This is a genomic window from Xanthobacter autotrophicus ATCC 700552 (genome assembly GCF_043194565.1).
In the GTDB taxonomy this organism is placed as follows: Bacteria; Pseudomonadota; Alphaproteobacteria; order Rhizobiales; family Xanthobacteraceae; genus Xanthobacter; species Xanthobacter autotrophicus_F.
In genome coordinates this window covers 1-19764 of record NZ_JBAFVS010000011.1, presented here as the reverse complement: position 1 = coordinate 19764, position 19764 = coordinate 1, and the positions used below count along the sequence as shown (strand labels likewise).

General features: G+C 67.6%; 16 protein-coding genes. 9 read left to right on the top strand and 7 right to left on the bottom strand.

Annotated elements, in window-relative coordinates; translation table 11 throughout:
• Nucleotides 1–36: 36 nt before the first annotated feature.
• Nucleotides 37–1890 (bottom strand): dihydroxy-acid dehydratase, encoded by a 1854-nt coding sequence (gene ilvD, locus V5F48_RS13180; protein ID WP_394111102.1) that lies wholly within the window; start codon nt 1888–1890, stop codon nt 37–39.
• Nucleotides 1891–2242: 352 nt separating this feature from the next.
• On the opposite strand from ilvD, the gene V5F48_RS13175 reads away from it, so the two are divergent.
• Nucleotides 2243–3667, top strand: coding sequence for a pyridoxal phosphate-dependent decarboxylase family protein (locus tag V5F48_RS13175; protein ID WP_394259095.1), 1425 nt, complete (start codon nt 2243–2245; stop codon nt 3665–3667).
• Nucleotides 3668–3671: 4 nt separating this feature from the next.
• Here V5F48_RS13175 and V5F48_RS13170 read toward each other — a convergent pair whose 3' ends face one another.
• Together V5F48_RS13170 and V5F48_RS13165 are read right to left on the bottom strand one after the other, a co-directional pair.
• Entirely contained in the window at nt 3672–4244 is a 573-nt protein-coding gene (locus V5F48_RS13170) for a DUF6456 domain-containing protein (protein WP_394259094.1), read from the bottom strand.
• 2 nt (nt 4245–4246) lie between these two features.
• Nucleotides 4247–4639, bottom strand: coding sequence for a helix-turn-helix domain-containing protein (locus tag V5F48_RS13165; protein ID WP_394111099.1), 393 nt, complete (start codon nt 4637–4639; stop codon nt 4247–4249).
• 224 nt (nt 4640–4863) lie between these two features.
• Between V5F48_RS13165 and V5F48_RS13160 the strand changes: the two genes are divergently transcribed.
• Complete coding sequence (locus V5F48_RS13160; protein WP_394111098.1) at nt 4864–5124, top strand: hypothetical protein; 261 nt, start codon at nt 4864–4866, stop codon at nt 5122–5124.
• 165 nt (nt 5125–5289) lie between these two features.
• Here V5F48_RS13160 and cysK read toward each other — a convergent pair whose 3' ends face one another.
• Genes cysK through coaBC form a run of 4 tightly spaced genes read right to left on the bottom strand, consistent with a single transcriptional unit; the run spans nt 5290 to nt 8466 of the window.
• Nucleotides 5290–6276 (bottom strand): cysteine synthase A, encoded by a 987-nt coding sequence (cysK, locus tag V5F48_RS13155; protein WP_394259093.1) that lies wholly within the window; start codon nt 6274–6276, stop codon nt 5290–5292.
• A gap of 48 nt (nt 6277–6324) precedes the next feature.
• Entirely contained in the window at nt 6325–6765 is a 441-nt protein-coding gene (locus V5F48_RS13150) for an RrF2 family transcriptional regulator (RefSeq protein WP_138400553.1), read from the bottom strand.
• Between the two features lie 10 nt (nt 6766–6775).
• Nucleotides 6776–7252: a dUTP diphosphatase gene (gene dut, locus V5F48_RS13145; RefSeq protein ID WP_394259092.1), complete on the bottom strand. Its 477-nt coding sequence runs from the start codon at nt 7250–7252 to the stop codon at nt 6776–6778.
• Nucleotides 7249–8466, bottom strand: a complete 1218-nt coding sequence (coaBC, locus tag V5F48_RS13140) for a bifunctional phosphopantothenoylcysteine decarboxylase/phosphopantothenate--cysteine ligase CoaBC (protein ID WP_394259091.1) — start codon at nt 8464–8466, stop codon at nt 7249–7251. The genes dut and coaBC overlap by 4 nt, the downstream gene beginning before the upstream one ends.
• A gap of 221 nt (nt 8467–8687) precedes the next feature.
• Here coaBC and V5F48_RS13135 point away from each other — a divergent pair, with 221 nt between their 5' ends.
• The 7 genes from V5F48_RS13135 (at nt 8688) to V5F48_RS13105 (ending at nt 19123) form a co-directional block, all read left to right on the top strand.
• Entirely contained in the window at nt 8688–11054 is a 2367-nt protein-coding gene (locus V5F48_RS13135; protein WP_394259090.1) for a putative bifunctional diguanylate cyclase/phosphodiesterase, read from the top strand.
• A 373-nt stretch (nt 11055–11427) separates the two neighbouring features.
• A complete protein-coding gene (gene nifA, locus V5F48_RS13130) occupies nt 11428–13224 on the top strand; it encodes a nif-specific transcriptional activator NifA (protein ID WP_394259089.1) in 1797 nt (598 codons plus the stop codon).
• 476 nt (nt 13225–13700) lie between these two features.
• Entirely contained in the window at nt 13701–13895 is a 195-nt protein-coding gene (locus tag V5F48_RS13125) for a 4Fe-4S binding protein (RefSeq protein ID WP_149576254.1), read from the top strand.
• A gap of 318 nt (nt 13896–14213) precedes the next feature.
• Nucleotides 14214–15698, top strand: coding sequence for a Fe-S cluster assembly protein SufB (sufB, locus tag V5F48_RS13120; RefSeq protein ID WP_394111092.1), 1485 nt, complete (start codon nt 14214–14216; stop codon nt 15696–15698).
• Between the two features lie 46 nt (nt 15699–15744).
• Nucleotides 15745–16515, top strand: a complete 771-nt coding sequence (gene sufC / locus V5F48_RS13115; RefSeq protein WP_463594174.1) for a Fe-S cluster assembly ATPase SufC — start codon at nt 15745–15747, stop codon at nt 16513–16515.
• Nucleotides 16516–16519: 4 nt separating this feature from the next.
• The gene (gene sufD / locus V5F48_RS13110) at nt 16520–17860 is read left to right on the top strand and encodes a Fe-S cluster assembly protein SufD (RefSeq protein WP_394259088.1); all 1341 of its coding nucleotides are present in this window, start codon (nt 16520–16522) and stop codon (nt 17858–17860) included.
• Nucleotides 17861–19123 carry a cysteine desulfurase gene (locus V5F48_RS13105; protein ID WP_394259087.1) on the top strand — a complete coding sequence of 421 codons (1263 nt, stop codon included), beginning with the start codon at nt 17861–17863 and terminating at the stop codon, nt 19121–19123.
• Nucleotides 19124–19764: the final 641 nt, after the last annotated feature.

Genomic DNA, 19764 nt, shown 5'->3' with positions numbered 1-19764 from the left:
CGGCGCCCCTTTCCTTTTGGCAGATTCCGGGCCTGATCAGCGCCGCAGGCGGCTGACGTCGCGCACCGCGCCGCGGGCGGCGGAGGTGGTGAGCGCCGCATAGGCCTGCAGCGCCTGCGAGACCACGCGCTTGCGGCTTTCCGGCTTCCAGGCGGCGTCGCCCTTGGCTTCCATGACCGCGCGGCGCTCGGCCAGCACCTCGTCGGACACCGCCACCCGGATGATGCGGTTCGGGATGTCGATCTCGATGGTGTCGCCTTCCTCCACCAGCCCGATGGCCCCGCCTTCCGCCGCTTCCGGCGAGACATGGCCGATGGACAGGCCCGAGGAGCCGCCGGAGAACCGCCCGTCGGTGACCAGGGCGCAGGCTTTGCCAAGCCCCTTCGATTTCAGATACGAGGTCGGGTACAGCATCTCCTGCATGCCCGGCCCGCCGCGCGGCCCCTCGTAGCGGATCAGCACCACGTCGCCGGCGACGATGCGCCCGGTGGAGAGGATGGCTTCCACCGCCGCGTCCTGGCTCTCGAAGATGCGGGCCTTGCCGGTGAAGGTGAGGTTGGAGGCGTCCACCCCCGCCGTCTTCACGATGCAGCCGTCCAGCGCGATGTTACCGTAGAGCACCGCGAGGCCGCCATCCTTGGAATAGGCGTGGGCCACGTCGCGGATGACGCCGGTCTCGCGGTCGAGGTCGAGGTCGTCCCAGCGGCGCGACTGGCTGAACGCCACCTGGGTCGGCACCCCGCCCGGCGCGGCGCGGAAGAAGGTGGCGACGCTCTCGCTCTTGGTGCGCTTCACGTCCCAGCGGTCCAGCGCGTCGGCCATGGTGGCGGCGTGGACCGTGGGCAGATCGGTGTGGATCAGGCCGGCGCGGTCCAACTCGCCGAGGATGGCCATGATGCCGCCGGCGCGGTGCACGTCCTCCATGTGGATGTTGGCCACCGCCGGCGCCACCTTGCACAGCACCGGCACCCCGCGCGAGAGGCGGTCGATGTCGGCCATGGTGAAGGGCACCTCGCCCTCGTTGGCGGCGGCCAGAAGGTGCAGCACCGTGTTGGTGGAGCCGCCCATGGAGATGTCCAGCGTCATGGCGTTCTCGAACGCCTTGAACGAGGCCACCGAGCGCGGCAGCACGCTCGCATCGTCCTGCTCGTAATAGCGGCGGGCGAGGTCGACGATGAGGTGGCCGGCCTCCACGAACAGGCGCTCGCGGTCGGCGTGGGTGGCCAGCGTCGAGCCATTGCCGGGCAGCGCCAGGCCCAGCGCCTCGGTGAGGCAGTTCATGGAATTGGCGGTGAACATGCCGGAGCACGAGCCGCAGGTGGGGCAGGCGGAGCGTTCCATCACCTGCACGTCGGCGTCGGTGACCTTGTCGTCGGCCGCCGCGATCATGGCGTCGATGAGGTCCACCTTCTTCTCGCCGGTGGAGAGCAGCACCTTGCCGGCCTCCATGGGCCCGCCGGAGACGAACACCGCCGGGATGTTGAGGCGCATGGCGGCCATCAGCATGCCGGGGGTGATCTTGTCGCAATTGGAGATGCACACCATGGCGTCGGCGCAGTGCGCGTTGACCATATATTCCACGCTGTCGGCGATGATCTCGCGGGACGGCAGGGAATAGAGCATGCCGTCATGGCCCATGGCGATGCCGTCATCCACCGCGATGGTGTTGAATTCCTTGGCGACGCCGCCGGCCTTCTCGATTTCCCGCGCCACCAGTTGGCCGAGGTCCTTGAGGTGCACGTGACCCGGCACGAACTGGGTGAACGAATTCACCACGGCGATGATGGGCTTGCCGAAATCCCCGTCCTTCATGCCGGTGGCGCGCCAAAGGCCGCGGGCGCCGGCCATGTTGCGACCGTGGGTGGAGGTGCGGGAGCGGTACTGGGGCATGTCCTCTCTTGCCTCTTATATGTTGTGGTGCGCGATGGCCCTCGGCCCGGTGCGCAAAGCTGCCGGCCGTTCTAGAGCGCGATCCGAACAAATTGAACCCATTTGCTCGGATCGCGCTCTCAATTTAGCAAAGCGAACGCGTTATCCGATCGGCTTGCGCTGCAAGCTGATCGGCGCGTGCTCTGGAACCATGTGGGCCGGCGTGACAGGCCCTTGATGTGACACTCTATCACGGCTTCGGGCCTGCCCGTGATCACGAGGACGGGCACCGGACTGCGGCGTGGCGCCGGTTTTCCAGCAGGGCTGAAGTCGGCTATGTCCCGGCCGGGGCACGAACGACAAGGACAATGAAATGAAGGGGGAGGCGTTCCGCCACTGGGCGCTGGTGGCCGCGAACTGGGCGGCGGACTATCGCAGCGGCCTCCGGGATCGGCCGGTGCGGGCCGGCACCAAGCCGGGGGAGATCGCAGCCCAACTGCCACGCTCCGCGCCGGAAGAGGCCGAGCCCATGGCGGACATCTTCGCGGATTTCGAGCGCATCCTGGTGCCGGGCATGACCCATTGGCAGCACCCGCGCTTCTTCGCCTATTTTCCGGCCAATGCCAGCCCGGCCAGCGTGATCGGCGAATTCCTCTCCTCCGCCATGGGCGCCCAGTGCCTGTTGTGGCAGACCTCCCCCGCCGCCACCGAGCTGGAGATGGTCGCCCTCGACTGGCTGCGCCAGGCGGTGGGCCTGCCGGAGGGCTTTTCCGGCGTGATCCAGGATTCCGCCTCTTCCGCCACCCTGTGCGCCTTCCTCACCATGCGCGAGCGGGCGCTGGGCTTCACCGGCAACCGCACCGGGCTTTCGGGTCGCCCGCAGCTACGGGTCTATACCTCCAGCGAGGTGCACACCTCCATCGATCGGGCGGCGTGGTTCTGCGGCATCGGCGACGACAATCTGGTGCGCATCCCCACGCACGGCCCGCTCAGGAGCATGCAGCCCGAGGCGCTGGAGGCGGCCATTCAAGCCGACAAGGCGGCCGGGTTGGTGCCTGCCGGCGTCGTCGCCTGCGTGGGCGGCACCAGCACCGGCGCCATGGATGACGTGGCGGCGGTGGTGGAGGTGGCGCACCGGCATGGCCTGTTCGTCCATGTGGATGCGGCCTGGGCGGGGGCGGCCATGGTGTGCCCGGAATTCCGGCCCCTGTGGGCTGGGGTCGAGGCGGCGGATAGCATCGTGCTGAACCCGCACAAATGGCTCGGCGTGCAGTTCGATTGCTCCGCCCATTTCCTCAGGAGCGCCGACGACCATCTGGCGACGCTGGCCATCCAGCCGGAATATCTGAAGACCCATGCCCATGAGGGCAGCGACACCGGCATCGTCAATTTCAGCGAATGGACCATCCAGCTCGGCCGCCGGTTCCGGGCGCTGAAGCTGTGGTTCGTGCTGCGCGCCCATGGCCTTGAGGGCCTCAGGCAGATGATCCGCAACCATGTGGGCTGGTCGCAGGCGCTGGCGGCGCGCATTGCCGCCGAGCCGGGCTTCGCGCTGGCCTCGACGCCCGTGCTCTCCCTGTTTTCCTTTCGCCACGATCCCGGCGACGGCCGCGACGGCGATGCCCACATGCTGGCCCTGCTCCAGGCCATCAATGATGGCGGGCAGCTCTATCTTACCCCGACGCGGGTGGACGGGTGCCTTGCCATCCGCTTCCAGGCGGGCTCCATGGACACCACCGAGGCGGACGTGGGGGCCGCCTTCGATATCATCCGCGACACCGCCCGCGCCTTGACGTGATGTGTCACGCCTGCGCCGGGGGCTCGGGCGCGGCATGCCAGCTGCGCACCGGGGCGCGGGCGCGGCCCTGGGCCGATCCGCTGAGGCCGTAGTGAACGGCCAGCCGGTCGAGGGCGAGGCCCAGCACCACCTTGGCGGTGCGCGCCGGCCACAGCCGCTCGCGCTCCACCGCCTCCAGCCCCTTCAGGAAGCAGCACACGTCCAGCAGTACGCCGGACAGTTCCGGCCCCACCGCCGTCATGGCGCGGGCGACGCGCTGCTTGGCGGCCAGCACCATGTCGGTGAAGGCCTCGGGCGTGCCGGCGCCGGACACCTCGCTCCAGCGGCTGGTGACACGGGGGGTGAGCTGGGCGCGGGTGAAATCCTCCCGCAGCCGCTCGCCGGCCGCGAGCTGGGTCTGGTCCACGAGGGCGCGCCCATCCTTTCCGGTGCGCCGGGCCAGCCACGCCAGGGGGCTTTCGGCCAGGTTGATCTGCGGGCCGGGTGCGGCGGCCGGCGCCGGCCGCCGGGCGGGGGACGTGCCGGCAGAGGTCTTGCCGACGGGGGTCTTGCTGGCGGGGGTCTTGCGGGTTGCCACGGTCAGCGCTCCGTGGCCCAGCGCAGGCAGGCCTCCATCTGGGTGACCCGGCGGTCGAAGGCGGGGTCGTCCCGCAGGTCCTCGATGCGCCGGCAGGCATAGGCGACGGTGGACCGGTCACGCCGGAACGCCTGCGCCACGCCGGCCTGCGACAGGCCGAGGCCCACATGGGCGAGATACATGGCGATCTGCCGTGCTGTCGCCACCGGCGCGGTGGAGCGGCGCAGGTCCACCAACGCATCCACGTTCAGTCCCGCCATGGCGGCGACGATGGCGGTCGCCAGCCGGCACGGGTAAGGCACGGCCGGTTCGGGCGTGGGGGCGGTCGCGGCGACCTGTGGACAAGAGGGGGACTGTGCTGAAGCGGCGCGGGGCTCGACCGACTGGTAAGACATTACACCCTCTCGTTGTAGGGAAAAAATTCCTACAGCGATCTTGTTGCCTTTCAAGGGGGTGTGGAGAGATCTTGCAACTTATGTTTGTCGTTAGTCGGGGCTAAAACCATAGATATCAATATATTGCCGCCGATCGCCATGCATGCCGGAGGCGTCAAGTCTAGGAATTTTTCCCCCTATCGCCCCGCTGGGTCACCATTCCGCCCCACAGGGGAGAATGCATCATGCGGGCAGCAGCCGGGTTGCGGTCGGATCGGGTTTACGCCTTCACCTGCGAGGACCCGGAGGTGCGGGTCCGGCGCCACATGGCAGGGCTCGCCGTCGCCTATGGCGCACCGGCCGCCCTGGCGCGGGCTCTGCGTCTGGCGCGCAAGGCGGCGTTCAGGGGCGGGATGGGCTACGATCCGGCGCGCCATGCCGCGCTGGTCCGGCTCGCCGGTCGTCGGCCGGTCGGCCTCGGAGCGCGGAAGGCCGGGGGCTCATGACAGCTGCGCCGCGGCAGGCCGGATCCGAAAGCTGTACCCAGCCTCGCCGCGTGGATGGCCGGAACCCGCATGTTTGCGGGTTCCGTTCTCAGGGACGGCCAAGCCCGGCCAAAACGGGCCTGCAAGGGTTGCAAGCGCCCATCTGAGCGCGTCTTCGACGGGCTCTCAGAGGCCTTCGAACAGGGCGGTGGAGAGATAGCGCTCGGCGAAGGACGGCACGATCACCACGATGGACTTGCCGGCCATGTCGTCGCGCACCGCGATCTCCAGCGCCGCGGCTACGGCCGCGCCGGAAGAGATGCCGCCGGGGATGCCCTCGTAGCGGGCCATGGCCCGGGCGGTGTCGAACGCGGTCTGGTTGCCCACCGTCACCACCTCGTCGATGATGGCGCGGTCGAGCACGTCCGGCACGAAGCCGGCGCCGATGCCCTGGATCTTGTGGGGGCCGGGAGAGCCGCCGGACAGCACCGGGGAATCCTCCGGCTCCACCGCGATCATGCGGAGCGACGCCTTGCGGGGCTTCAGCACCTGGCCGATGCCGGTGATGGTGCCGCCGGTGCCGACGCCGGCCACGATCGCGTCCACCTTGCCGTCGGTATCGTTCCAGATCTCCTCGGCCGTGGTGCGGCGGTGGATGTCCGGGTTGGCCTTGTTCTTGAACTGCTGGGGCATTGCCGCCTTGGGCAGCTCGGTAATGAGCTGCTCGGCGCGGGCGACGGCGCCCTTCATGCCGAGATTGGCCGGGGTCAGCACCAGCTCGGCGCCGAGAATGGCGAGCATCTTGCGGCGCTCCACCGACATGCTCTCGGGCATCACCAGGATGAGCCGGTAGCCGCGCGCCGCCGCCACGAAGGCGAGGGCGATGCCGGTATTGCCGGAGGTGGGCTCCACCAGCACCGTGTCCTGATCCAGCACGCCCGCCGCCTCCATCGCCTCGATCATGGCGACGCCGATGCGGTCCTTGACGCTGGAGATGGGATTGAAGAATTCGAGCTTGGCCAGGATTTCGGCCTTGGCCCCGCGCAATTCGGCGAGGCGCTTCAGCCGCACCAGCGGCGTGTTGCCGATGGTCTCGGTGATGGAGTCATAGACGCGGCCGCGCCCCGGACGGGGCGATGCGGCGGGCACGATCTTGGCGGCAGGTCCTGCCATGGCAATCTCCTTGGGAAATTGGTCGCCGGCACGCGGGGAGCGTGCCTGTCAAATGGCGAAATCGATTTTCTCGTGCTCCGATCCGTGGCCCTTGCCGTCGGCGCTGCGGCAGAGGTCTTCGAGCGTCACTGCGTCGAGCGCGGTGTCGAAGGTGTCCTCGGCCGCGGCAACGGCGGGTTGGACCACCTCGGTCACCAGCGGGGGCAGGATGATTTCCTTCTCTTCCTCGGCCCCCTCGACGACCCGGACAATCTCGGCGACGGAGACGCGCCGGCGCTCGCGCGCCAGCTCATAGCCGCCGCGGGGGCCGCGCACGCCCTTCAGTACGCCGGCGTGCACCAGTGCCTGGAGCACCGGCTCCAGCCGGCGGGGCGGGAGGCCGTGCCGGGCCGCAAGCGCCTTGGCCGCCACCGGCGCGCCGCGCGCGTGCACGGCCACATCCACAACGGCTGCAATGGCAAGGAGGCTCTTGTCGGATAAACGCGGCATCAGGCTGTAGCTACTTCTTTAAAACCGTAGCCCCCAGGCCGGTTGAACCGAAACCACTGGAGCCGCGTGCAGTTTCGCTCAAATCTCCGGATTCTTCCAGCATTATTTGGGTGACCGGGGCAACCACCAGCTGGGCGATGCGCATGCCCCGCGTCACGCTGAACGGCTCAGGCCCGTGATTGATCAGCAGGACCATCAGCTCGCCGCGATAGTCCCAGTCGATAGTGCCGGGCGTGTTGAGCACGGTCACGCCGTTCTTGCGCGCAAGCCCCGAGCGGGGGCGCACCTGGGCCTCGTAACCCTCCGGCAAGGCGACGGCGAAGCCGGTGGGAACGGCGGCGAACGCGCCCGGCAACAGGATGAGAGGGGTGTCCTCCGGGAGCGCGCAGCTCAGGTCGAGGCCGGCCGCGCCTTCGGTGGCATAGGCCGGCAGGGGCAGGCCCTCGGCGCGGGGCAGGCGCTGGATGCGCACAAGAGGGCGGCTCACCGCGCCTCTCCCGCAAGCTCGGCGGCCATGCGCGCCACCAGATGGCGGGCGACTTCGGCCTTGGACGCCGAGGGCCAGTCCTCTACCCCGGATGCGGTGACGAGGTGCACGGTATTCACATCCCCTCCCATGATGCCGGTTTCCGGCGAGACATCGTTGGCGACGATCCAGTCGCAGCCCTTGCGCTCACGCTTGTCGCGGGCATGGGCCACCACCTCCTGCGTCTCCGCCGCGAACCCCACCACGAGGCGCGGCCGCAGGGTGCCGTGGCGCGCGATGGCGGCAAGGATGTCGGGATTCTCCACCAGGGTCAGGGCCGGGGCGCCGCCGGCGGTCTTCTTGATCTTCTGGTCGGAGGCATCGGCCACGCGCCAGTCGGCCACTGCGGCGGCGAACACGGCGGCATCCACCGGGAGGTTTTCCTCCACCGCGGCCATCATCTGCTGCGCGCTCTCCACGTGGATCACCTTCACGCCCCTGGGATCGGCCGCCTCGGCGGGGCCGGACACCAGGATCACCTCGGCGCCCGCCGCCCGCGCCGCCGCGGCGATGGCGTGGCCCTGCTTGCCCGAGGAGCGGTTGGCGATGTAGCGCACCGGATCGATGGGCTCATGGGTCGGCCCGGAGGTCACGAGGATGCGCCGCCCCTTGAGCAGGGGGGCGTCCGCGACGCCGAAATGGGCCTCGATGGCGGCGAGGATCTCCATGGGCTCGGCCATGCGGCCCTCGCCGAATTCGTCGCGCTCGGCCATGGCGCCCGCATTGGGCCCCACCATGGCGATACCGTCGGCGCGCAACTGCGCCACGTTGCGCCGCGTGGCGGGATGCGCCCACATGCGCGGGTTCATGGCGGGTGCCGCCAGCACCGGCTTGTCGGTGGCAAGCAGCGCGGTGGTGGCAAGATCGTCGGCGATGCCGTGGGCCATCTTGGCCAGCAGGTCCGCCGTGGCGGGCGCGACCACCACAAGGTCGGCCTCCCGCGAGAGGCGAATGTGGCCGATGTCGTGCTCGGCGGTGAGATCGAACAGGTCGGTGTAGACCCGCTCGCCGGTGATGGCGCCCACCGACAAGGGCGTGACGAACTGGCCGGCGGCCCGCGTCATGACCGCCCGCACCCGCGCGCCGCGCTCTTTGAGGCGGCGGACCAGTTCGAGGCACTTGTAGGCGGCGATCCCGCCGCCGATGAGGAGGAGGATGCGTTTGTCGTTGAGCATCGGCGGCTCCGGTTCGGCCTGCGGCACGGCCGCGGCGCCGGGCGCCGCTGCCGACCATGGCATCATCATCGCATATAGACCGCGCCGTCGTGCGAGGCGAGGCGGTGCGGGATGTGGTGGATGGGCGCCGATGCAATCTTGCCGAGCAGCCGGGGGCTCAAGGCGATGCCGGGCTGGCAGGATTGTGGCGAAACCGTTTTCCGCGCTCTAGGATCAGAGTCATGAGGGGCACTTCTCGCCAGAACGGACGTTCAGCGCCGGCTGCGAGCGCGGACGATCCGGCACTGACCGCCATCGGCGGTGAGTTTGTCGATCCCGCGCTGGAGGCGGCATTCCGCGCCAGCCGTCTCGGCGAGGCGCGCCGGCAGGCCCGCATCCTGTTCGCGGCCTCGGTCATCCTCAACGCGCTGTTTCTCCTGAGCGACTGGCGCTTTGCCGGAACCGCCCATTTCGCGGTGGCGGTATCCGCGCGATTCGCGGTGATCGGGCTGTCCCTCCTGTGTCTCGGGGCGATCCATCTGGCGCACACGCCCCGCCGGGCGGACCTGATCTACGCCATCTGGCAATGGGGGACGGCGACGGCGGTGGCGGTCCTGGTCACCTCGCAGAGCCAGCTGGCGCTGCTGGCGGTCATGCTGCTGCCCACCATCTTCTATCTTGCGGTGCCCATCTCCTTCTCCTGGCTGCTGGCCGGCGGCATCGGCAGCAGCCTTCTGCTGTTCTACGGCTATGCCGACATGTCCATCGGCTGGCAGGTGGGGCTGGGGCTGGCGCTTGCCGTGGCTTCGCTGAACATCGCGCTGATGATCGTGGTGTCGCGGGCCAACCGCATGGAACGGCAGTTCTGGGCCGCGGTGGGGGACGCGCGGCGGGCGAACGAGCGGCTGCGCATCAGCGAGGATACGCTGGAGAAGACGTTCCAGGCCGTGCCTTTGCCCGTCGTGGTGGCGCGCCTCCACGACGGGCTGCACGTCAAGTCCAATGCGGCGGCCCGGCGCTTCTATGGCGGCGCGCTGGAGGCGCTGACAGGCAGCCTGTGCGAGGGCTGTCTTGCGCCGGAGGCCGCCGACGATTTCATGGGGCGCCTGCGCTCCGAGGGCGCGGTGGCCGGTTTCGAGACCACGGTTCGCGTCACCGGGGGCGAGGAGCGCCGCGTGGTGCTGGCGGCTGCCGCCATCCCCATGGAGCCCACGCCGCATCTGGTGACGGCCCTGGTGGACGTGACCGAGCGGCGTGTCGCCGAAGACCGGGCGCTCTACGCGGCAACCCACGATGCGCTCACCGGCCTGCCCAATCGTGCCGCCTTCCAGGCCCGTCTCGGGGCCGCCCTTGAGGCGCGCCGGCCGGGGCAGGGCATCTGCCTGCTGCTGATCGATCTCGACGGGCTCAAGGACGTCAACGACACCCTCGGCCACGATGCCGGCGATGCGGCACTGATGGAGACCGCCCATCGGCTGGATGCCCTGCTGGAGCCGGACGGGCTGCTTGCCCGGCTGGGCGGGGACGAGTTCGTGGCGGTGGTGCAGGGGCCGGCCCCGGTGGCGGCGGGGCAACGGCTGGCCCACACCATTCTCGCCGAATTGCGTCGACCGGTGCTGCATGCCGGGCGCCACTTCGCCACGCGCGCCAGCGTCGGGCTGGCCGCCTGCCCGGACCACGACTGCAGCTATGGCGAGCTGATGAAGGATGCCGATCTGGCCCTTTATGCCGCCAAGCAGCAGGGCCGCAACCGCACCGTGGTCTACGCCCCGGCCATGCGGCAGGCGGTGCTGGAGCGGGTGGCGCTCAACCGTGCCATGCGGGCCGCGCTCGCAGAGGACCAGATCATCCCCTATTACCAGCCCAAGGTGTCGCTCGTGACCGGGCGCATCGAGGGATTGGAAGCGCTGGTGCGCTGGCGGCGCTCGCCGCACAGCGTGCTGTCGCCGGCGTCGTTCGAGGCCGCGCTCGCCGATCCGGAGCTTGCCGTCCTGATCGGCGAGCGCATGGTGCGGCGGGTGTCGACCGACGTGCGCGGCTGGATCGAGGCGGGCCATCCGTGCGGGCGCATCGCCATCAACCTGGCGCCGGCCCAGTTCGCCGGGGCCGATCTGGCGGCCACGCTGCTGCGCCAGTTCCACGCGGCGGGCGTCGAGCCGACCCATTTCGACGTGGAAATCACCGAGACGGTCTTCCTCGGCCGCAGCTCCGACCATGTGGCGCCTATCCTGGATGAGCTCAACCGGGCGGGCGTCCGCATCGCCCTCGACGATTTCGGCACCGGCTATGCCGGACTCATCCACCTGAAGCAGCTGCCCATCGACACCATCAAGATCGACCAGAGCTTCGTGAAGGATATCGAGCGCGATGCCTTCGACACCGCCATCGTCTGCGCAGTCATCGACCTTGGCCGCAACCTCGGCATGCGGGTGGTGGCCGAGGGGCTGGAAACCGCCGGCCAGGCGCGCTTTCTGAAAGAGAAACGCTGCGAGCTGGCGCAGGGCTTCTTCTTCTTCCGTCCGCTCGACGGAGCGGAGATGACCGAGCTGCTGCGCAAGGAAGGCGGGGAGGCTGCGGCCGCCCGCCTCGCCACCTTCGAGACCCCATGACGGCGATGCGGGTGGCCTCCTGCCGGTGAGGTGGACGGGTCTTTCCGTGAGGCACGCGGGTCAGCCCGCCATGGTGCGCTGCAGCGTCGCAGGATGCGGAAAGTTGCGGCAAATGCGACGGCGCTCATTTCGCAGTGCGAAATCTTTTTGCCGGCATATGCGCTAAACCGTCCATTTTCTTACAATTGTCGGCTCATAACGGGCCAAATGATGGTGGCATTTGGCGCGAAAACGGACGCTGACAAATAGGTGCACAAAATGAAGGCAACTTTTGCCCTTACCTTGGGCACGACAGAAGAATGGAACTAAATCAAAGTGTCGCTAATCAAACAAAAAAAGTTGGGTGGGAGCCTGAGGTGACGGAGACAGCACCATGGTTCATCAAGATGCGTTGCAAGTCGAGCGTGAGCAGCCCCGGGCTCATGTCCCCCTCGTATCCCTGAGCGATGTGGCGCTCACGGGGATCTACGAGATCTCGAAGATTCTGACGGCGCCGAACCGGCTTGAAACCACGCTGTCGAGCGTGGTCAGCCTGCTTTCGTCCTTCATGCAGATGCGCCACGGCGTCATCTCGCTGCTGGAGGACGACGGAATTCCGAACATCACCGTGGGCGCTGGCTGGAACGAGGGCACGGATGCGCGCTACCGCGCGCGCCTCCCCGAAAAGGCCATCGGCCAGGTGATCGCCACCGCCGTGCCCCTGATCGCGGAGAATGTCGCCTCCCATCCCGCCTTCAGCGCGGCGGACGTGGTGGCCCTCGGCGCCAGCGAGGAGACGCGCGTCTCGTGGATCGGTGTTCCGCTCCGCGTCGCCTCGCGTGTCATCGGCACCCTCACCATCGACCGGGTGTGGGACGGACGGTCCGTCTTCCGCCTCGATTCCGATGTGCGCTTCCTGACCATGGTGGCGAACCTCATCAGCCAGACCGTGCAGCTCCATCGCGTCGTGTCCCGCGATCGCGAGCGCCTGATGGCCGAGAGCGGCCGCCTGCAGAAGGCGCTGTCCGAGCTCAAGCCCGCGTCCGGCGCCGGCGGCCGCGACCGCAAGCGCGTCTATGTGGACGGCATCATCGGCGAAAGCCGCGAGATTCGCGCGCTGCTCGACAAGATCATGATCGTTGCCAAGTCCCATTCGCCCGTGCTGCTGCGTGGCGAGAGCGGCACCGGCAAGGAGCTCATCGCCAAGGCGATTCATGAGCTGTCCCCCCGCGCCAAGGGTCCCTTCATCAAGCTGAACTGCGCGGCCCTGCCGGAATCCGTGCTGGAATCCGAACTGTTCGGCCACGAGAAGGGGGCCTTCACCGGCGCCGTGGGCGCCCGCAAGGGCCGCTTCGAGCTGGCGGACAAGGGCACGCTCTTCCTCGACGAGATCGGCGAGATTTCGCCCTCGTTCCAGGCCAAGCTGCTGCGCGTGCTGCAGGAGCAGGAGTTCGAGCGGGTCGGCGGCTCCCACACGCTGAAGGTGAATGTGCGCGTCGTCGCCGCCACCAACCGCAATCTTGAGGAAGCGGTGGCGAAGAACGAGTTCCGCGCCGATCTCTATTACCGCATCAGCGTGATCCCGGTGATCGTGCCTTCCCTGCGCGACCGCCGCGTCGACATCCCGTTGCTCGCCAACGAGTTCCTCGACCGGTTCAACCGCGAGAACGGCCGCGACCTCGCGTTCAATCCGGACGCCATGGAAGTGCTCATGGGCTGCGGCTTCCCCGGCAATGTGCGTGAGCTCGAGAACTGCGTGCAGCGCACCGCCACCCTGGCCCAGGGCGGCGCCATCGTCAGCGACGACTTCGCCTGCAAGCACAACGAGTGCCTGTCTGCCCTGCTGTGGCGCAGCCCGGCCGAGGCGGCGACGCGCCGTCCCATGGAAATCCCGCTGCCGGTGATGCCGTCCGTCGTCACCCCCATCGGCGCCGAGCCGGCCAATTCCAACACCGTCACCAAGCTGCCCCTGCCGATGGCCCCCCCGCAGCCTCTGGCACCGGCCGCGGCGCCGCCGGTGCCGGCGCGCCCGTCGGCGCTGGACGAGGAATTGTCCGAGCGCGAGCGGCTGGTGGATGCCATGGAGCGGGCCGGCTGGGTGCAGGCGAAGGCCGCGCGCCTGCTCGGCCTCACCCCGCGCCAGATCGGCTACGCGCTGAAGAAGCACGACATCGAGATCAAGCGCTTCTGACGCCTTTCGCACCATGGTCCGGATCCGGCCGCACCTTTGGGTGCTCGGCCTTGAGCCCGAAGTCGGTCGCAGCCGACTTCGGGCTCCGGCGTTTGGGCTGAGGGATCAGCCCCGTCCTCCCCATCTTCCCCGCCCTTCAGCCCAGCCTCTCCCCGAGAGCTTGTGACTTGCCGAAAGCTTGTGACTTGCGCATCCGGCGGTGGCGGCCGGCATGGAGTGGTTCTTACGCCTCGAGCCCAGCCGATGGAACGACGCCGCCTTGGTCCAGCGGGCGCTCTGGAGCGGCCGCGCCGCGTCTCCCCCGGGCTGCTGATGCCGACAGGCGCGCTGTCGCACTTGCGACACGTTGTCGGGGGAGCGACAGCGCACTGTCCTCCGACGCCAAAGAATATTTATAATAATTCAATGGGTTATACGATGGCACGGTGCTTGAAAGAGAGACTTGCCTGCCAATCTGCACAGAGCGGAGCTAGCCCATGGCCTACAAGATTATTGCGTCTCAGTGCACCGTCTGCGGCGCTTGCGAGTTCGAGTGCCCGAACGCCGCGATCAGCCTGAAGAACGATATGTACATCATCAATCCCAAGAAGTGCACCGAATGCGAGGGGAGCTTCGAGACCCCGCAGTGTGCAGTCGTTTGCCCGGTGGAAAACACCTGCGTCCCGGCCTGACGGCCTGAGGGGCGGGTGGGGCCCGCATGGCGCCCGAAGGCGCATCTGCGGGCCGGCCACCACGCAGGGAGTTCGCCGGAAGCGTTCGATGAATGCACCCGGTGGCGAGTGGCGGACAGTGGGTTGCAATACCCCGCCCGCAGGATCCCGAGGCCCGTGCATCCCGCGAGGATGCGGGGCCGGCCGGCTTCCGGAAGACGCGTATCAGACGACCTAATTTAGGCGAAGTCATTCTAGGCCCTTCGCGGGCTTCATGTGCGGTGTGCTGCGCCCGGTAACGTGAGCGCGCCGCCGCTGGCAAGTTGGACGGAGGGACATATGGCGGCCGTACAGGACACAGTCGAACAGGTTCGCTCCATCGACGTCGACCAGTACAAATACGGGTTCGAGACGGATATCGAATCCGAGAAGGCGCCGAAGGGCCTTTGCGAGGATGTCATTCGCTACATCTCCGCCAAGAAGGAAGAGCCGGAATGGATGCTCCAGTGGCGGCTTGATGCCTATGCCCGCTGGCTGACCATGCAGGAGCCGGAGTGGGCGCGGGTCAATTATCCGGCGATCGATTACCAGGACCTTTATTATTATTCCCAGCCGAAGGCGTTCAAGGCTCCGAAGTCCCTCGACGAGGTCGACCCGGAAATCCTGAAGACCTATGCGAAGCTGGGCATCCCCCTGCGTGAGCAGGAGATCCTGGCCGGCGTGGAGATTCCCGAGGGCGAGCGCCCGCGGATCGCGGTGGACGCCGTGTTCGACAGCGTCTCCGTGGCCACCACCTTCAAGGAAGAGCTGAAGGCGGCGGGCGTCATCTTCATGCCCATCTCCGAGGCCCTGCGCGAGCATCCCGATCTGGTGAAGCAGTATCTCGGCTCCGTTGTTCCGCCGACCGACAATTATTTCGCAACGCTGAACCAGGCGGTGTTCTCCGACGGCTCCTTCGTCTACATCCCGCCGGGCGTGCGCTGCCCCATGGAACTGTCCACCTACTTCCGCATCAACGAGAAGAATACGGGCCAGTTCGAGCGCACCCTCATCATCGCCGACAAGGGGTCCTACGTCTCGTACCTGGAGGGCTGCACCGCCCCCATGCGTGACGAGAACCAGCTGCACGCCGCGGTGGTGGAGCTGGTGGTGCTCGACGATGCCGAGATCAAGTATTCGACGGTGCAGAACTGGTACCCCGGCGATGCCGAGGGCAAGGGCGGCATCTACAATTTCGTGACCAAGCGCGGTGATTGCCGCGGCAAGAACTCCAAGATTTCCTGGACCCAGGTGGAGACCGGATCGGCCATCACCTGGAAGTATCCCAGCTGCGTGCTGCGCGGGGAGGGCTCCTCCGGCGAGTTCTACTCCATCGCCATTTCCAATGGCCGCCAGCAGGTGGATTCGGGCACCAAGATGATCCATCTGGGCAAGAACACCACCAGCCGGATCATCTCCAAGGGCATCTCGGCGGGCCGCTCCAACAACACCTATCGCGGCCTTGTCTCGGCCCATCGCAAGGCGGCGGGCGCGCGCAACTTCACCAACTGCGATTCGCTGCTCATCGGCGACAATTGCGGTGCGCACACCGTGCCTTACATCGAGGCGAAGAACCCCACCGCCCAGTTCGAGCACGAGGCCACCACCTCGAAGATCTCCGAGGACATGCTGTTCTATTGCATGCAGCGCGGCCTGACCCAGGAAGATGCTGTCGCCCTCGTGGTCAACGGCTTCGTGCGCGACGTGCTGCAGCAACTGCCCATGGAGTTCGCCGTGGAAGCGCAGAAGCTCATTTCCATCAGTCTCGAAGGCAGCGTCGGCTGACGCTCCGTCTTCGATCGTAAAAACGCCGGGCCCCACAAATTAAAGGATCTTCACCATGGCTCCCCTTCTGGAAATCAAGGACCTCCATGCCGAGATCTCGGGGGGACGCAAGATCATCGATGGCATGAACCTCACCATCAATCCGGGTGAGATTCACGCCATCATGGGGCCGAACGGCGCCGGCAAGTCCACCCTGTCCTATGTGCTTTCGGGCAAGCCGGGCTATGAGATCACCGGCGGCGAGGTGATCTTCCGCGGCGTGAACCTGCTGGAGCTGTCCCCCGACGAGCGCGCGGCGCAGGGCGTGTTCCTGTGCTTCCAGTATCCGCTGGAAATCCCCGGTGTCTCCAACATGGCGTTCCTGCACACGGCGGTGAACAGCCAGCGCCGCAAGCGTGGCGAGGTCGAGCTGACCTCGCCGGAGCTGGTGCGCAAGGTGCGCGAGCTGGGCCAGACGCTGGGCATCAATGCCGAGATGCTGAAGCGCCCGGTGAACGTGGGCTTCTCCGGCGGCGAGAAGAAGCGCAACGAGACCCTCCAGATGATGCTCCTGGAGCCCTATCTGTGCGTGCTCGACGAGGCGGATTCCGGCCTCGATATCGACGCGCTGAAGGTGGTCTCCAACGGCGTGAACGCCCTGCGCTCCCCCGAGCGCTCCATGCTGGTGATCACCCATTACCAGCGCCTGCTCGACTATATCGTTCCGGACGTGGTCCACGTCTTCGCCGCCGGTCGCATCGTGCATACGGGCGGCAAGGAGCTGGCTCTGGAGCTGGAAGCTACCGGCTACGCGCAGTACCAGAACGAGGCGGCGTGATCCCATGGCCGCCCCGATCTCTGCCCAGATCCGTCCCATGAAGACCAGCGCCGAACTGGCGCTGGCCGAAACCTTCGCGGTCGCGCGCACCGCCCTTCCCGGCGGGCCGGACGTGGCGGCCCAGCGCGCCGCCGCCTTCGGCACGTTCGCCGATGCGGGCCTGCCCCACCGGCGCGTGGAGGCCTGGCGCTATACCGACCTGCGTGCCCTGATGCGTGAGGCGCGCCCGCTGGCCGCCCCGCCCGACGCCGAGGCCAAGTCCCGCGCGGCCGCGGCCGGCGCCATGCTGGCGGGCCTCGGCTTCCGCCGCCTGGTCCTGGTCAACGGCGCCTTCGTGCCGGAACTGTCAGACCTCGCCGGCCTTGAGGCCGGCCTGTCCATTCGCTCCATGGCGGATGCGCTGACGAATGGTGACGCGCTCACCGCCCGGCTGGGCCAGACGGTGGAGTCATCGGACGCGGTTCTGGCGCTGAACACCGCGCTCATGGGCGACGGCGTGGTGCTGCAGGTGGCAGCCGGCGCGGTCATCGAGCGGCCGGTCGAGCTGGTGTTCGTGACCACCGAGGCGACCCCCGTCTCCATGTTCACCCGCTCGCTCGTGGTGGTGGAGGACGGCGCGTCCCTCACCCTCATCGAGAGCCACGAGGGTCCCTCCGGCGTTGCCTATCAGGTCAATACCGCGCTGGAACTGGTGGTGGGCGCCGGTGCCAATCTGGAGCGTGTGAAGATCACGGCGGAAGGGGCGGATGCGGTCCATCTTGCCACCGTTCTCGCCCGCGTCGACGCGACAGCCACCTTCGCCAACACCTTTTTCACCACCGGCGGCCTGGTGGTGCGCAACCAGCTTCTCGTCCATCTGGCGGGTGAGGCCATCCATGCCCGCATGAACGGGGTGAGCCTGCTGTCCGGCAAGCAGCATGCGGACACCCTGCTGTCGGTGGACCATGCCGGCCCCGCCGGCGAGAGCCGGGAATCCTTCCGGGCTGTGCTCGACGGCGCGGCGCAGGACATCTTCCAGGGCAAGATCGCAGTCCGCAAGCAGGCGCAGAAAACCGACGCCCGCATGCTCAGCCGCGCGCTGTTGCTGACCGAGACGGCGGAAGCCAGCAACAAGCCGGAGCTGGAAATCTTTGCCGACGACGTGCAGTGCGGCCACGGCTGCACCACCGGCACGCTGGACCAGCAATTGCGGTTCTACCTCATGTCCCGCGGCATTCCCGCGAAGGAGGCGGAAGCGCTGCTGATCCAGGCCTTCGTGGGCGAGGTGCTCGATGCCATCGGCAACGAGGGCGTGCGCACGGCGCTGACCGATGCGACCCAGGCCTGGCTCCTGGGTCGGGAGTGAATGATGCTTCCCCTCCCGGCTCCGCACCCCGCCGTTTCCAACGGCAGCTACGACGTCATGCGCGTGCGCGCGGACTTTCCCATCCTCGACCTCAAGGTCAACGGCAAGCAGTTGGTCTATCTGGACAACGGCGCCTCGGCCCAGAAGCCGCGGCAGGTGCTGGATCGCATCCAGCAGGTCTACACCTGCGAATATGCCAACGTGCACCGCGGCTTGCATTATCTCGCCAACGCCGCGACCGAGGCCTATGAGGGCGGGCGGGCCCGGGTGCAGCGCTTCCTCAACGCCGCGCGGCCGGAAGAGATCGTCTTCACCCGCAGCGCCACGGAGGCGATCAACCTGGTCGCCGCCACCTTCGGCAAGAACCGCATCCAGCCCGGCGACGAGATCGTCCTCTCCATCATGGAGCACCACGCCAATATCGTGCCCTGGCACTTCCTGCGGGAAAGCCACGGCGCGGTGATCAAGTGGGCGCCGGTGGACGAGGAAGGCAACTTCCTCATGGACGCGTTCGAGGCCCTGCTCACCGAGCGGACCAAGATGGTGGCCATCACCCAGATGTCCAACGTGCTCGGCACCACCGTTCCGGTGAAGGAGGTGGTGAAGATCGCCCACGCCCGCGGCATTCCGGTGCTGGTGGACGGGTCCCAGGGCGCGGTGCATCTTGATGTGGACGTGCAGGATCTCGACTGCGACTTCTACATCATCACCGGCCACAAGCTTTATGGGCCCACCGGCATCGGCGCGCTCTACGGCAAGTATGAGCATCTGGAAGCCATGCCGCCCTTCAACGGCGGTGGCGAGATGATCCGCGAAGTGCGGCAGGACACCGTCACCTACGGTGATCCGCCCCATCGCTTCGAGGCGGGTACGCCGGCCATCGTGCAGGCGGCGGGGCTCGGCGCGGCGCTCGACTATATCGAGTCCATCGGCAAGGCCCGCATCCGCGCCCACGAGGCGGAACTCACCCGCTACGCGCAGGAACGGCTCGGCGAGCTGAACTCGGTGCGCATCATCGGCACGGCCAAGGACAAGGGTGCCATCATCTCGTTCGAGATCAAGGGCGGGCACGCCCACGATTTTGCGACGCTGATCGACAATGACGGCATCGCGGTGCGCGCGGGCACCCATTGCGCCATGCCGCTGCTGGAGCGGTTCGGAGTCTCGGCCACCTGTCGCGCTTCCTTCGGGCTCTACAATACGCGCGAGGAAGTGGACCGTTTCGTCGCCGCTCTCTCGAAGGCCCAGGACCTGATCGGCTGAGGCCGGCGCGCACCCCGGCTCCGAGCGACCGGGCGGTCTCCCCCGCCCGGTCGCTGATTTCTTTATATCCGTGTTCTACCTTCTCAGGGTCCGCTCGGGTCTCGCAGCCAACCGGCCATCATCGGCAGCGGCACATCCCGACCCGCGCCGCCGGCGCGCCTCCGCCCAAACCAATCCCCATCCAAACCCCGCCCTCGGCGTCCGCCTTCCGACAGAAGAGGCGGGTGTTGCCGCCGGCCGGACATGGGCGTGCGCACCGCGTCGCGACGTGCGTCGAACTTGTGACAGGTCCCGTTCCGCCGCGCCTGTGTCGGCTTCCGGCCAGACCTGGAGGGCCTGCCGGCAGTGTCCTGTTTCAAACAGCCCTAAACTGGCATGTCGGCCGAAATGACGCTGTGTCGGGTTCTGAACATGGCCTCAAGTGCCAGCAATCATTCATTAAATCGCTGTTTTCAAACGAGCTTTTTGCGGTGCGAAGCGATGGCACGCTGGTTGCTAGCTTCTAGTGCGGGCGACAGGTTGCTGGCTTTGTGGGCCCCTACAAAGGCCACGTCCGCATCCGCGCCGGAGTGCAACGTCCCGGGGTGTGTCCGCCAGCCGGCGCATACCGAAGAAACCGGGCAGAACCGAATGTCGGCTTA